Origin of the sequence: Streptomyces sp. NPDC090032, assembly GCF_044748025.1 — a bacterium.
GTDB lineage: Bacteria > Actinomycetota > Actinomycetes > Streptomycetales > Streptomycetaceae > Streptomyces.
Genome location: NZ_JBIVFF010000005.1, coordinates 349,244 through 362,437, shown reverse-complemented (window position 1 = coordinate 362,437; position 13,194 = coordinate 349,244). Strand labels below are relative to the sequence as shown.

Below are 13,194 nucleotides of genomic sequence, written 5' to 3'. Positions count from 1 at the left end.
CCTGGGGGAGGGGGTTCGAAAGTGGACGACGCCGCCTACGGCGAAGCAAGCGATCAGGACCTCCTCACCCGTCATGTCGCGGGTGACAAGGACGCTTTCAACGAGCTGGTGCGCCGCCATCGGGACCGGCTGTGGGCCGTGGCCCTGCGCACCCTGGGAGACCGGGAGGAAGCCGCCGACGCGGTCCAGGACGCCTTGGTCTCGGCCTACCGGGCGGCGCACACCTTCCGCGGGCAGTCCGCCGTCACGACGTGGCTGCACCGCATCACCGTGAACGCCTGCCTCGACCGGGCGCGCAAGGCCGCCTCGCGGAAGACCTCTCCGGTCGAGGACACGGAGCGCCTCGATCAGCTCCTCGAACCCCACGAGTCCGCGGCCGCTCCCGCCGAACGCAACGACCTCCACCGTGAACTGCTCGAAGCGCTGGGCACCCTTCCCGTCGACCAGCGGGCCGCGCTCGTCCTGGTCGACATGCAGGGCTACCCGGTGGCCGAGGCAGCCCGCGTTCTCGGTGTTCCCACCGGCACCGTCAAGAGCCGCTGCTCGCGTGGCAGAGCCAGACTCCTGCCGTTGGTCACCCATCTGAGAACCGACAACGGCGAGAGCGCGAGTCGCAAGAACCCGCCCCCGGAAGCGCCCGGAAGGAACCGGACGCAGGGGACATCCGTCCCACCGGCAGCAGGGCCCCGGGACGGGGCAGGACCAAGTGATTCAGCTGCCGTGAAGGGCGGAGGTGGGCGAGCGTGACATCCACGACCGACACGGCCGAGCACCCCGAAGTCGCCGAGATCTCCGAACTCACCGAGGGCCTGCTCTCCCCTTCCCGCACCGAGGAGGTACGGGAGCACCTGAGCGGCTGCGAGTTGTGCGCCGATGTCTACGCCTCCTTGGAAGAGATCCGCGGGATGCTCGGCACGCTCCCAGGACCGCCCCAGATGCCTGCCGACATCGCGGGCCGCATCGACGCCGCGCTCGCCGCAGAGGCGCTGCTCGACACGGAGGCACCTGGCTACGCCGAGTACGAAGCCGATGCCGAGGCAGCCGAGACCGAGGCGGCCAGGTCTGAAGCCGCCGAGTCCGGGACGGCCGAGTCTGGAGCGATCGAGTCGGGGACGGCCAAGTCTGGAGCCGCCGAGAAGTCTGACGCCGCCCGCGGGCCGCTGTCCGCGTCGCCTGTTTCACGTGAAACAACGCCGACCGACTCGTCGGCCACCCCCGCGGACCGCCCCTCCGGTCACCCCCGTGCCGCGACAGGTCCAGGGCGCAGTGGCCGCACCCGCACCCGGCGCCGTCGCGGCGCCGCGCTCGGAGCGGTCTTCACCGCGGCGGCGATCGGCCTGGGAGTCCTTCTCCTCCAGAACGGGGGCGGCACGCCCACCGGCGCTCCCGACAGCGGCACGACCCGTCAGGCAAGCTCCGCGCACTCCTTCTCCGAGAACAAGCTCGAGAGCCAGGTGCAGGACCTTCTGACGAAGAGCGCACCTTCCGACTCGTCGACGTCCAAGCCGTCCCTCGACATCCAGCAGTCGGGGCCGAAGACTCCTCGGACGAATTCTCCGATGCGGGAGAAGACCATCGTGGTGCCGGACTGCATACAGCGGGGCACCGGCCGTGAGAAGACGCCGGCCCTCGCCATCGAGCGGGGAGACTACGAAGGCACCATCGCCTACCTCGTCGTGCTGCCTCACGAGTCGGATCCTGCCCAGGTCTCGGCGTATGTCATCGACGCGGACTGCGTGAAGCAGCCGTCCACGACTCGCGGCAAACTGCTGCTGACCCACTCCTACGCGCGGCACTGACTTCCGGACGGAGGCACACTTCGCGTGTGCTCCCGGACACGGCGGGAATGCGCGCCCCGTAGGATCCGTTGGGTGGGGTGAGAGTCCGGAGACGGGCTCCCCCGGCAGTACGCAGCAGTCCCGCAGAGACGAGGAATCAAGCCGTGAGCGACGTCCGTAACGTGATCATCATCGGCTCCGGGCCCGCCGGCTACACGGCGGCCCTGTACACCGCGCGCGCGTCGCTGAAGCCGCTGGTGTTCGAGGGCGCTGTCACCGCGGGCGGTGCCCTGATGAACACCACCGAGGTGGAGAACTTCCCCGGCTTCCAGGACGGCATCATGGGCCCCGAGCTCATGGACAACATGCGCGCCCAGGCCGAGCGCTTCGGCGCCGAGCTGGTCCCGGACGACATCATCTCCGTCGACCTGGCGGGCGAGATCAAGACCGTCACGGACACGGCGGGCATCGTGCACCGCGCGAAGACCGTCATCGTCACGACCGGCTCCCAGCACCGCAAGCTCGGCCTGCCGAACGAGGACGCGCTCTCCGGCCGCGGTGTCTCCTGGTGCGCGACGTGCGACGGCTTCTTCTTCAAGGACCAGGACATCGCCGTGATCGGCGGCGGTGACACCGCGATGGAGGAGGCCACCTTCCTCTCCCGGTTCGCCAAGTCCGTGACGATCGTCCACCGCCGCGACACCCTGCGTGCCTCCAAGGCCATGCAGGAGCGCGCCTTCGCCGACCCGAAGATCAAGTTCGCCTGGGACAGCGAGATCGCCGAGGTCCACGGCGACCAGAAGCTCTCTCACCTGACGCTGCGCAACGTCAAGACGGGTGAGACCTCCGAGCTCCCGGTCACCGGCCTGTTCATCGCGATCGGCCACGACCCGCGCACCGAGCTCTTCAAGGGCCAGCTCGAGCTGGACGACGAGGGCTACCTGAAGGTCGAGGCCCCCTCGACCCGGACGAATCTGACCGGTGTCTTCGGTGCCGGTGACGTCGTCGACCACACCTACCGTCAGGCGATCACCGCGGCCGGCACCGGCTGCTCCGCCGCTCTCGACGCCGAGCGCTACCTCGCCGCTCTCACCGACAGCGAGTCCGCCGCTGCCGCCGCTGTCTGAACCCACACCCGCCCCACCGCATCACCAAAGTAACTAAGGAGCCCGCCGTGGCCGGCAACCTCAAGAACGTGACCGACGCTTCCTTCGAAGAGGACGTGCTCAAGAGCGACAAGCCCGTCCTGGTGGACTTCTGGGCCGCCTGGTGCGGTCCGTGCCGCCAGATCGCGCCGTCTCTCGAGGCGATCGCCGCCGAACACGGCGACAAGATCGAGATCGTCAAGCTCAACATCGACGAGAACCCGGCCATCGCCGCGAAGTACGGCGTCATGTCGATCCCGACGCTGAACGTCTACCAGAACGGCGAGGTCGCCAAGACCATCGTCGGCGCCAAGCCGAAGGCCGCCATCGTGCGCGACCTCGAGGACTTCATCGCCGAGTAATCGGCGCCGCGGCTCCACGACGGAGCGGCGATGTTTCACGTGAAACACGAACGGGCCAACCCAACCGGGTTGGCCCGTTCGCGTGACCGCAGCGGCTGCCGTGGAGCTCACAGAGGCCGGAGCGCCGGTTCCTTCTGCACCGCTCCGAGAAGCCGGTCCAGGGCAAGCTCGACGTCCTCCTTCCACGAGAGCGTCGTACGCAGCTCGAGGCGGAGGCGCGGATAAGAGGGGTGAGGGCGCACGGTCTTGAAGCCCACGGCCAGCAGATGGTCCGCGGGAAGGATGCAGGCCGGTTCCTTCCACCGCGCATCGCCGAACGCCTCGATCGCCTTGAACCCCCTGCGCAGCAGATCCTTGGCGACGGTCTGCACCATCACACGGCCGAGTCCCTGGCCCTGATACCCAGGCGTGATCCACGCGGTCATCAGCTGCACGGCATCGGGGGAGACCGGGCTCGTGGGAAAGGCGGTGGAGCGGGGAACGTAAGCCGGCGGCGCGTAGAGCACGAATCCGACCGGGACATCGTCCACGTAGACGACCCGTCCGCAGGAACCCCATTCCAGGAGGACGGCCGAGATCCAGGCCTCCTTCTCCAGCCCCGGAGTGCCCGCCTTTACCGCGGCTTGGCCGCTGACCGGATCCAGCTCCCAGAAGACACACGACCGGCAACGCTTGGGAAGATCCTGAAGGTTGTCCAGTGTGAGCGGTACGAGCCGACGCCCCATGAAGGCAGTTCCTCACTTCCTTCGCCCGCCGCGTCACGGGCGGCTGTCAGAGCGCTCCGTTCCCTGAGCAGGCTGCCGACGAAACCGCCGACCGCGCCCAGCCCGAGACCCGCGGTCATCAGCCCGGCACGACTCACCGATTGCATGACCCGCCTCCCGTATGAGGTGACTTTGAGGGGTGCGCTCTTTCCCGTCGCATCGTATCCACGAAGCGATTCCATCGATACCGACAGAAAGCAAAGAGCAGGCCGTGTTCCGGTACACACCGGACACGGCCTGCTCTCGTGAGATCTACGGCGAACGGGACCAACCCCCGTTCTCCTAGCCCTCGTTCTCCTGATCCTCGTCCTCGGCCGCTCCGTGCTGGAGGACAGGCCCCTCACCCGGAGCGAGCTGACCGAGGATGCGCTCGAGATCGTCCATCGAGGCGAACTCGACGACGATCTTGCCCTTCTTCTGTCCGAGGTCGACCTTCACCCGCGTCTCGAACCGGTCGGAGAGCCGCGTGGCGAGTTCGCTGAGAGCCGGCGAGAGACGAGCCCCGGCCCGCGGACCCTTGGCGCGCGCCGTGCTCGTCGGGCGTGAGCCCATCAGGGTCACGATCTCCTCGACGGCCCGCACCGAGAGCCCCTCGGCGACGATCCGGTGAGCGAGGCGGTCCTGCTCCTCCGAGTCCTCCACAGAGAGCAGGGCACGCGCATGACCGGCCGACAGCACGCCCGCAGCCACCCGGCGCTGAACGGCCGGTGAGAGCTTCAGGAGCCGCAGCGTATTGGAGACCTGCGGCCGCGAACGGCCGATCCGGTCGGCCAGCTGGTCGTGCGTGCAGTTGAAGTCCTTCAGCAACTGGTCGTAGGCGGCTGCCTCTTCCAGCGGATTCAGCTGAGCGCGGTGCAGGTTCTCCAGGAGGGCATCGAGAAGAAGCTTCTCGTCGTCGGTCGCCCGGACGATCGCCGGAATGCGCTCCAGCCCGGCCTCGCGGCAGGCACGCCAGCGACGCTCACCCATGATGAGCTCGAAGCGCGACGCGCTCAGCTGCCGTACGACGACGGGCTGGAGAAGCCCGACTTCCTTGATCGAGGTGACGAGCTCAGCGAGGGCGTCCTCGTCGAACACCTCGCGCGGCTGACGCGGGTTGGGCGTGATGGCTTCGATCGGAAGCTCGGCGAAGTATGCTCCCGCCGACGCGTCCGGAGCGTCCACCGCCCCGCCGAAAGAGTCCCCTGTTTCATGTGAAACCTGGGGCTGCGGAAGCGAGGCGACCTTCGCCGCCGCCACTCCGCGCTCCGCGGTCAGGACAGGCCCGGCGGAAGGCGAGCCGGAGGCACCGCCCATCGCGCCGGCGGGTGCCGTCTTATCAGGGGTGGGGGCTGCTGGAATCAGTGCGCCGAGGCCACGGCCCAGTCCCCTCCGTCGCTCGCTCACTGGATACCCTCCACCGTGCTGTGCTGGTCAAGTTGAGTGCCCGTATGGGCATGCTGAGCGTCGTAGCGGATCCCGACTCCGCGCAGCGCCATCTCCCGCGCCGCCTCGAGGTAGGACAGTGCGCCGCTCGATCCCGGATCGTAGGTGAGCACGGTCTGCCCATAGCTCGGGGCCTCGGAGATGCGCACGGAGCGCGGGATGCTCGTCCGTAGGACCTCTTCCCCGAAGTGGCTCCGGACCTCGTCGGCGACCTGCGACGCCAGCCGGGTACGGCCGTCGTACATCGTGAGCAGGATCGTCGACACATGCAGATCCGGGTTCAGATGCCCGCGCACCAGATCCACGTTGCGCAGGAGCTGCCCCAGGCCCTCCAGTGCGTAGTACTCGCACTGGATAGGGATCAGCACCTCGGCGCCAGCGACCAGGGCGTTGACCGTCAGCAGGCCCAGCGACGGAGGGCAGTCGATGAGGACGTAGTCCAAGGGCTGCTCATACGCCTGGATCGCGCGCTGCAGTCTGCTCTCGCGCGCCACCAGCGAGACCAGCTCGATCTCCGCGCCGGCGAGGTCAATGGTGGCGGGGGCGCAGAAGAGGCCCTCGACATCGACTACGGGCTGCACGACTTCGGAGAGCGGCTTGCTCTCGACCAACACGTCGTAGATCGAAGGGACTTCGGCGTGATGGTCGATTCCCAGAGCCGTGGAGGCGTTGCCCTGCGGATCCAGGTCGATCACCAGAACGCGGGCACCGTGCAGTGCCAGCGAGGCGGCAAGGTTGACCGTCGTGGTGGTCTTACCGACCCCGCCCTTCTGGTTGGCAACCACCATGACGCGGGTCTGCTCAGGTCGCGGCAGGCCCTCGCCTGCTCGACCAAGGGCTTCTACCGCCAGCTGGGCAGCACGACCGATAGGGGTGTCGTCCATCGGAGGCGGTGTTTCACGTGAAACATCCTCCCCCACCGACTCGGTACGGGGACCGGGGACCGGATCGGTCATCGGTCCCGCGATGTTGGCGTCGGACCGCAAGGATTCACTCTCCTCGACTTCAGGCTCGCAATGAACAGAGCCTCCCATGCTTTCGGGGTCGTGAACCAGCGAGGCCCTGTCTTCTGTGGAGGAAACGGCCTCTGTGGACAACTCCGTGCCCGATTCGAGGGATCCGAGAGGCCTACGGTCGCGGGGGGCAGCCGCGGCGCGACCGCGGCTGATGATGCCATGCAGCAGTGAGCGACGTTTCACGTGAAACACGATGCACCGCGGCCCGGTCGGCACCCGTGCGACACCCCGACATGCATACGTTTGGCAGGTTTCACGGGGTACGAGTCGCCGTCAGGAGGGATCAGTGGCAGCCCGCGGACGCTCCTCGGAGGCACCCCACCCAGAGCCCCACAGCGCCAAAACCAGCGCACAAGCCACCGGTGGAAGAACACGAGCCCTCGGCCCCAGACGCAGGAGACCCAAGAGACAAGCGTCACCTCAAAAACAATGGCCGCTCAGGTCCCGAGGACCCGAGTGGCCATCACCGCGAGAAATGCACTGTCGCCTAGAACACAGCAGAGGCCTCGACGACGAGGAGCACCGTCACCGCCGACGCCGAACCCGCCCGGCGCGAGCCGCCTTGGCGCGCTTCGCCGCGAATCGCACACCGCCGGGGCTCTCCCCGACCTCGACACGCACCACGGTCGAGAGCGGATCCACGACGCCCTCCCCGACATGCAGCACCGAGGTGGCCACCGCACCGAGCTTGCTCAGGGCGGCCCCCGCACTCTTGACCTCTTCCTCGGCGGTGTCGCCCTTGAGGGCCAGCATCTCGCCGTACGGCCGCAGCAGAGGAACGCCCCACGCCGCGAGGCGGTCCAGCGGAGCGACAGCGCGCGCCGTGACCACATGGACGGGAGTGAGCTTGCCGAGGACCTCCTCGGCACGGCCGCGCACCACGGTCACATGGTCGAGGCCGAGGAGCTCGACGACCTCGGTGAGGAAGGTCGTGCGCCGCAGCAGCGGCTCCAGGAGCGTGATCTTCAGGTCGGGCCTGACCAGGGCGAGCGGGATACCCGGCAGCCCGGCACCGGAGCCCACGTCGCACACGGTGACGCCCTCCGGCACGACCTCGGACAGCACGGCGCAGTTCAGGATGTGCCGCTCCCACAGCCGGGGCACTTCCCGGGGACCGATGAGACCACGCTGCACCCCCGCGTCGGCCAGCAGCTCCGCGTACCGGACCGCGTCCGTGTAGCGCTCGCCGAATACCGCTCGGGCCTGTTCAGGAGCCGGGGGAAGCTCTGCTGCCTCCGTCACGTGGACCGTCCTTCCGTACCGCGCTACCGCGTTGGGTGGCTGACTATCAGGCTGACAAAGATCGGCCCCGCCTGCGAACAGACGGGGCCGTAGAGCGACGTACCGCTCAGGCAGGGAGCACGACGACGAAGCGCTGCGGCTCCTCGCCCTCGGACTCGCTGCGCAGGCCGGCGGCCTTGACCGCGTCGTGGACGACCTTGCGCTCGAAGGGCGTCATCGGGTCGAGCTTGACCGGCTCGCCGTTGCTCCTCACCTCGGCCGCGGTCTTGGCGCCCAGCTCGGAGAGCTCCGCACGCTTCTTCGCGCGGTAACCGGCAATGTCCAGCATGAGGCGGCTGCGGTCTCCGGTCTCCCGGTGGACCGCCAGGCGGGTCAGCTCCTGGAGCGCCTCGAGGACCTCACCGTCGCGGCCGACCAGCTTCTGCAGATCGCGCGTGGACGCATCGCTGACGATCGAGACGGCGGCGCGGTCGGCCTCGACGTCCATGTCGATGTCGCCGTCCAGGTCGGCGATGTCCAGCAGACCCTCGAGGTAGTCCGCCGCGATCTCGCCTTCCTGCTCGAGGCGAGTCAGGGTGTCGCTGCCCTCAGGAGCGGCGGAGGTGGTGCCTTCCGTCACGAGATGGACTCCTTCTTACTTCTTGGACGGGGACTTGGGCCGCTGCGGGCCCTTGCGCTGTCCGGACTTGGCTTTGCTGCGGGCAGGGGTGCCGGAAGCGGGCTTGCTGCCACCAGCCGGCTTGGCCTCGGGCTTGGCGTCTTCCGCCTCGTCCTTCTTCTCGAGGGACGTGGGCTCCGGCGCGTCGGACTCGTCCTTGGCCGCGCCCTGAGCGGTGCCGTGCTGGCGCTGCGACTTGGACTGGCGCTTGGGCTGCTGCCGCTTCGGCGTGCCGCCCGTGGCCTGGGTCCCGTCCTCGTCCTCGGTCAGGGTGCCGGCCGCGCTCTTGATGACGGTTCCGTCGGCCTGGGCCGCGAGGTTCACCTTGGTCAGGCCGTTGACGAACTTGCGCTCGAACTCGTTGCGCTCGCGGCCCTTGGCGACGATCGCCTTGACGACGGCCCGCTCGCGGCGGTTGCGCGTCTTCTCCGCATGCGTGACGTGCTTGAGCAGGCGCTCCAGGAACGCGGCCTGGGCCTTGCTGCCCGGGGTCGGGTTCTGGCGGATGACGTACATCTGCTGGCCCATGGTCCACACGTTGGTGGTCAGCCAGTAGACGAGGACACCGACCGGGAAATTGATACCGAAGACGGCGAACATGACCGGGAAGACGTACATCAGCATCTTCTGCTGCTGCATGAACGGCGTCTTGACCGTCATGTCGACGTTCTTCGTCATCAGCTGGCGCTGCGTGTAGAACTGCGACGCCGACATCATCACGATCATGATCGCGGTGACGACGCGGACGTCGGTCAGCGTGGCGCCGAGCGAGGCGACCTTGTCCGCGGAGTCGGTGAACTTGGCCGCGAGCGGGGCGCCGAAGATGTGCGCCTTACGCGCGCTCGCCAGCAGGTTGTCGTCGATGACACCGATCGTGGTGCCCGTCGCGATGCCGTTGAGCACGTGGTACAGGGCAAAGAAGAACGGGGACTGCGCCAGGATGGGAAGGCACGAGGAGAGCGGGTTGGTACCCGTCTCCTTGTACAGCTTCATCATCTCTTCGGACTGGCGCTGCTTGTCGTTCTTGTAGCGCTCCTGGATCTTCTTCATCTCGGGCTGCAGCGTCTGCATGGCCCGAGTGGCCTTGATCTGCTTCACGAAGAGCGGGATCAGGCAGATACGGATCAGGATCACCAGGGACACGATGGACAGGCCCCAGGCCCAGCCCGTGTCAGGGCCGAAGATCGCCCCGTACAACGAGTGGAACTGGACGATGACCCAGGAAACTGGTGTCGTGATGAAGCTGAAAAAACCGGCAATCGTGTCCACTAATCAAGCTCCTTGAGCATGGGACGGGGTCTCGGCGGCGGGGCTCGAGGGGCTGGTGTGGCCACACTCTGAAGGCGCGCCGGCGGCGGAAGGCCCGCCCTTGCGTTCGCGCCAGGCGTTACGCAGCATTTCGTGCCACCGCGGACGCTTGCGCGGCGGAACATGGTCGACACCGCCGAGCGACCATGGGTTGCACCGGAGGATGCGCCAGGCGGTGAGAGCTGTTCCCTTGATCGCACCATGACGGTCGATCGCTGTGAAGCCGTAGTGGGAACACGACGGGTAGTACTTGCACACAGGCCCCAGCAGAGGGCTGATGGTCCACTGATAGAGCTTGATCAAAGCAAGCAGCGGGTATTTCATCGCGCGCCCCCTCCCAGCAGCCGCTGAAGGGCGGCATCCAGGTCTCGGGCCAGCTGTGCATGGTCGGCGTCACCCGCGCCGGGCAACGCACGTACGACTACCAGGCTACCGGGGGACAAAAGTGCGAGTCGGTCGCGCATGAGGTGGCGAAGCCTGCGCTTCACCGCGTTACGTACGACAGCTCCACCGACTGCCTTGCTCACGACGAAACCCGCACGCGTCGGGGGAACGCTCTCCCCAGGCGCGTGCGGGTCCGTTGCACCGCTACGTAGATGGACGACAAGGAGCGGGCGACCAGCCCGGCGTCCTCGGCGTACCGCGGTCGCGAAGTCCTCGCGCCGCCTCAGCCGATTCTCGGTAGGCAGCACGTCATGACCTGTATGTGATCAGGCGGACAGGCTGGCGCGACCCTTGCCACGGCGGTTCGCGAGAATCGCGCGGCCGGCACGGGTGCGCATCCGCAGGCGGAAGCCGTGGGTCTTGGCGCGACGACGGTTGTTCGGCTGGAAGGTGCGCTTGCTCACTCGGGGGCTCCAGAAATGATCGTGTGGTGGCGGGACATCGCCTGGCTGTCACCGTGCGCCCACGAGAAGCTCGCGAATACGCACCGAGTGCACCGCTTCACAATCACAGATCGTGATCTTTGCCCATCGGAGGCAGGCGGCAGCAGCCATCGACAACTCGACCTGGTCACGGTACGCGCGGCTACGCCATCCGGTCAAACCGCCATTGAGTGAGGGACACTGTGCACAGCCTGTGGACAACAACTTGAACCGCAACCGTTGCCCTGACTACCGTGGCTGAACTCCGAATCGTTCCCTTCTCACCGCCCCATCCCAATTTTCTTCCGACCCGTCCCAGAACCACACCTTCGTGGGACCTGCGAGAGAGCGTGCCCTGTGGCTGACGTACCTGCCGATCTTGCCGCAGTGTGGCCACGAGTTCTGGAGCAGCTCCTCGGAGAGGGCCGTGGGCAGGGCGTCGAGACGAAGGACGAACACTGGATCCGGCGCTGCCAGCCTCTCGCGCTGGTCGCCGACACCGCGCTGCTCGCCGTGCCGAACGAGTTCGCGAAGGGCGTACTCGAGGGACGGCTCGCGCCGGTCGTGGCCGAGACGCTGAGCCGCGAGTGCGGCCGCCCGATCCGGATCGCGATCACGGTCGACGACTCCGTCGGTGAACAGCCCGTCCCGTCCGCACCCGCTGTACAGCACCGCTACGAAGAGCCCGAGCTGCCGTCGGCCCAGAGTCAGGGCCAGGGCCAGAACCAGGCACATGAGCCGTACGACCCGTACGGCCGGCGCGCGGATGACCATGGGCAGGGCCCCCGCGGTGATCAGTCCCAGGGCGCCCGCGCCGACCAGCTCCCGACCGCCCGCCCCGCGTACCCGGACTATCAGCGTCCGGAGCCGGGCGCCTGGCCGCGGTCGCAGGACGAGTACAGCTGGCAGCAGCCGCGGCTCGGCTTCCCCGAACGCGACCCGTACGCGAACCCGCCCCAGCAGCCACAGCACGACTATCGGCAGCAGGAACGCTCCCCGTACGAGCAGCAGAACGAGCGCTCCCCCTACGACCAGCAGCAGGAACGCTCTCCTTACGAACAGCAGGAACGGTCGCCCTACGACCAGCAGTCGGACCGGACGGGATACGACCAGCAGTCGGACCGCACCGGTTACGACCAGCAGGTGGAGCGGTCCGGTTACGAGCAGCAGTCCGAGCGGTCGTCGTACGAGCAGCAGATGTCCGACCGTCAGGGGCGGCACGGCCGGCACGAGCGCCGTGACCTCAACGACGGTCCGATGGGCGGCCGCCCCGGGCAGGACGGCGGGCGCACAGGACGCGGTGTCCCCAGCGGCGCCCCCGGTCCGCTGGCCGCGCAGCCCGCGCCCGCGACGGGTCCCGGCGAGCCGACCGCGCGACTGAACCCGAAGTACCTCTTCGACACTTTCGTCATCGGTGCCTCGAACCGTTTCGCGCACGCGGCCGCGGTCGCCGTCGCCGAGGCGCCGGCGAAGGCGTACAACCCCCTCTTCATCTATGGGGAGTCAGGTCTCGGCAAGACCCACCTGCTGCACGCGATCGGTCACTACGCGCGCAGTCTGTACCCGGGCACGCGCGTGCGTTACGTGAGCTCCGAGGAGTTCACGAACGAGTTCATCAACTCGATCCGCGACGGCAAGGGCGACAGCTTTCGCAAGCGGTACCGCGAGATGGACATCCTTCTTGTCGACGACATCCAGTTCCTCGCGGACAAGGAGTCGACGCAGGAGGAGTTCTTCCACACCTTCAACACGCTCCACAACGCGAACAAGCAGATCGTTCTCTCCAGTGACCGGCCGCCCAAGCAGCTGGTGACCCTGGAGGACAGGCTGCGCAACCGCTTCGAGTGGGGTCTGATCACCGACGTCCAGCCGCCCGAGCTGGAGACCCGTATCGCCATCCTTCGTAAGAAGGCGGTGCAGGAGCAGCTGAACGCTCCGCCGGAGGTCCTCGAGTTCATCGCGTCCCGCATCTCGCGCAACATCCGCGAGCTGGAGGGGGCGCTGATCCGGGTCACGGCGTTCGCGTCGCTGAACCGGCAGCCGGTGGACCTCGGTCTGACGGAGATCGTCCTCAAGGACCTGATCCCCGGCGGCGAGGACTCGGCCCCCGAGATCACGGCGACGGCGATCATGGCGGCAACCGCGGACTACTTCGGCCTGACGGTGGACGACCTGTGCGGATCCTCGCGCAGCCGCGTCCTGGTGACGGCGCGCCAGATCGCGATGTACCTGTGCCGTGAGCTGACCGACCTGTCCCTGCCCAAGATCGGGGCACAGTTCGGCGGCCGCGACCACACGACCGTCATGCACGCGGACCGCAAGATCCGCGCGCTGATGGCCGAGCGGCGGTCCATCTACAACCAGGTCACCGAGCTCACCAACCGCATCAAGAACGGCTGACAGCAGCCTTCGGACCCTCTGTACGCCGTCGAAGGGCGCCCCGGGACAACTCCTGGGGCGCCCTTCTTCGTTGTGTCCCGACGGCGCGAACGGATGCGGTGTTCGATTCCCGCCCCTGGTTACGGGTGTTCTCCACAGATGTGCTGACTTTCTTGCGTCCACACCCTGGGGACTGCCAAGTTGTCCAGACTGTGTCCACAGCCCGCCGCGCTGAATGACCATCAGACCAG

14 protein-coding genes are annotated in these 13,194 nt (G+C 67.6%); 5 read left to right on the top strand and 9 right to left on the bottom strand.

What is annotated here, in order from left to right; genetic code table 11:
* Nucleotides 1-21: 21 nt before the first annotated feature.
* The 4 genes from sigM (at nucleotide 22) to trxA (ending at nucleotide 3,285) form a co-directional block, all read left to right on the top strand.
* A complete protein-coding gene (sigM, locus tag ACIPWY_RS14370; protein WP_393699265.1) occupies nucleotides 22-747 on the top strand; it encodes an RNA polymerase sigma factor SigM in 726 nt (241 codons plus the stop codon).
* A complete protein-coding gene (locus ACIPWY_RS14365) occupies nucleotides 744-1,799 on the top strand; it encodes an anti-sigma factor family protein (protein WP_393699267.1) in 1,056 nt (351 codons plus the stop codon). The genes sigM and ACIPWY_RS14365 overlap by 4 nt, the downstream gene beginning before the upstream one ends.
* 143 nt (nucleotides 1,800-1,942) lie before the next feature.
* Nucleotides 1,943-2,905, top strand: a complete 963-nt coding sequence (gene trxB / locus ACIPWY_RS14360) for a thioredoxin-disulfide reductase (RefSeq protein ID WP_393699269.1) — start codon at nucleotides 1,943-1,945, stop codon at nucleotides 2,903-2,905.
* Nucleotides 2,906-2,952: 47 nt separating this feature from the next.
* The gene (trxA, locus tag ACIPWY_RS14355) at nucleotides 2,953-3,285 is read left to right on the top strand and encodes a thioredoxin (protein WP_362907763.1); all 333 of its coding nucleotides are present in this window, start codon (nucleotides 2,953-2,955) and stop codon (nucleotides 3,283-3,285) included.
* A 107-nt stretch (nucleotides 3,286-3,392) separates the two neighbouring features.
* Here trxA and ACIPWY_RS14350 read toward each other — a convergent pair whose 3' ends face one another.
* The 9 genes from ACIPWY_RS14350 to rpmH form a co-directional block, all read right to left on the bottom strand.
* Nucleotides 3,393-4,010, bottom strand: coding sequence for a GNAT family N-acetyltransferase (locus ACIPWY_RS14350; RefSeq protein WP_362907762.1), 618 nt, complete (start codon nucleotides 4,008-4,010; stop codon nucleotides 3,393-3,395).
* A gap of 321 nt (nucleotides 4,011-4,331) precedes the next feature.
* The gene (locus ACIPWY_RS14345; RefSeq protein WP_362907761.1) at nucleotides 4,332-5,435 is read right to left on the bottom strand and encodes a ParB/RepB/Spo0J family partition protein; all 1,104 of its coding nucleotides are present in this window, start codon (nucleotides 5,433-5,435) and stop codon (nucleotides 4,332-4,334) included.
* A complete protein-coding gene (locus ACIPWY_RS14340) occupies nucleotides 5,432-6,508 on the bottom strand; it encodes an AAA family ATPase (RefSeq protein ID WP_362907846.1) in 1,077 nt (358 codons plus the stop codon). The genes ACIPWY_RS14345 and ACIPWY_RS14340 overlap by 4 nt, the downstream gene beginning before the upstream one ends.
* Before the next feature lie 507 nt (nucleotides 6,509-7,015).
* Nucleotides 7,016-7,732: a 16S rRNA (guanine(527)-N(7))-methyltransferase RsmG gene (rsmG, locus tag ACIPWY_RS14335; protein ID WP_362907760.1), complete on the bottom strand. Its 717-nt coding sequence runs from the start codon at nucleotides 7,730-7,732 to the stop codon at nucleotides 7,016-7,018.
* Nucleotides 7,733-7,838: 106 nt separating this feature from the next.
* Nucleotides 7,839-8,351, bottom strand: a complete 513-nt coding sequence (locus ACIPWY_RS14330; RefSeq protein ID WP_362907759.1) for a R3H domain-containing nucleic acid-binding protein — start codon at nucleotides 8,349-8,351, stop codon at nucleotides 7,839-7,841.
* 15 nt (nucleotides 8,352-8,366) lie between these two features.
* Complete coding sequence (gene yidC, locus ACIPWY_RS14325) at nucleotides 8,367-9,659, bottom strand: membrane protein insertase YidC (protein ID WP_393699273.1); 1,293 nt, start codon at nucleotides 9,657-9,659, stop codon at nucleotides 8,367-8,369.
* Between the two features lie 3 nt (nucleotides 9,660-9,662).
* Complete coding sequence (gene yidD, locus ACIPWY_RS14320; protein WP_100597227.1) at nucleotides 9,663-10,022, bottom strand: membrane protein insertion efficiency factor YidD; 360 nt, start codon at nucleotides 10,020-10,022, stop codon at nucleotides 9,663-9,665.
* Complete coding sequence (gene rnpA / locus ACIPWY_RS14315) at nucleotides 10,019-10,390, bottom strand: ribonuclease P protein component (RefSeq protein WP_116512076.1); 372 nt, start codon at nucleotides 10,388-10,390, stop codon at nucleotides 10,019-10,021. Before rnpA ends, yidD begins: the two co-directional genes overlap by 4 nt.
* An 18-nt stretch (nucleotides 10,391-10,408) precedes the next feature.
* Nucleotides 10,409-10,546: a 50S ribosomal protein L34 gene (rpmH, locus tag ACIPWY_RS14310; protein WP_006381191.1), complete on the bottom strand. Its 138-nt coding sequence runs from the start codon at nucleotides 10,544-10,546 to the stop codon at nucleotides 10,409-10,411.
* Nucleotides 10,547-10,921: 375 nt separating this feature from the next.
* On the opposite strand from rpmH, the gene dnaA reads away from it, so the two are divergent.
* Nucleotides 10,922-12,964: a chromosomal replication initiator protein DnaA gene (gene dnaA, locus ACIPWY_RS14305; protein ID WP_401533306.1), complete on the top strand. Its 2,043-nt coding sequence runs from the start codon at nucleotides 10,922-10,924 to the stop codon at nucleotides 12,962-12,964.
* Nucleotides 12,965-13,194 lie beyond the last annotated feature (230 nt).

Bases quoted from the DNA above. Each gene is read 5' to 3' on its own strand.
- ACIPWY_RS14340 (WP_362907846.1), bottom strand. From the start codon at position 6,508: ATGGGAGGCTCTGTTCATTGCGAGCCTGAAGTCGAGGAGAGTGAATCC.
- yidD (WP_100597227.1), bottom strand. From the start codon at position 10,022: ATGAAATACCCGCTGCTTGCTTTGATCAAGCTCTATCAGTGGACCATC.
- ACIPWY_RS14350 (WP_362907762.1), bottom strand. From the start codon at position 4,010: ATGGGGCGTCGGCTCGTACCGCTCACACTGGACAACCTTCAGGATCTT.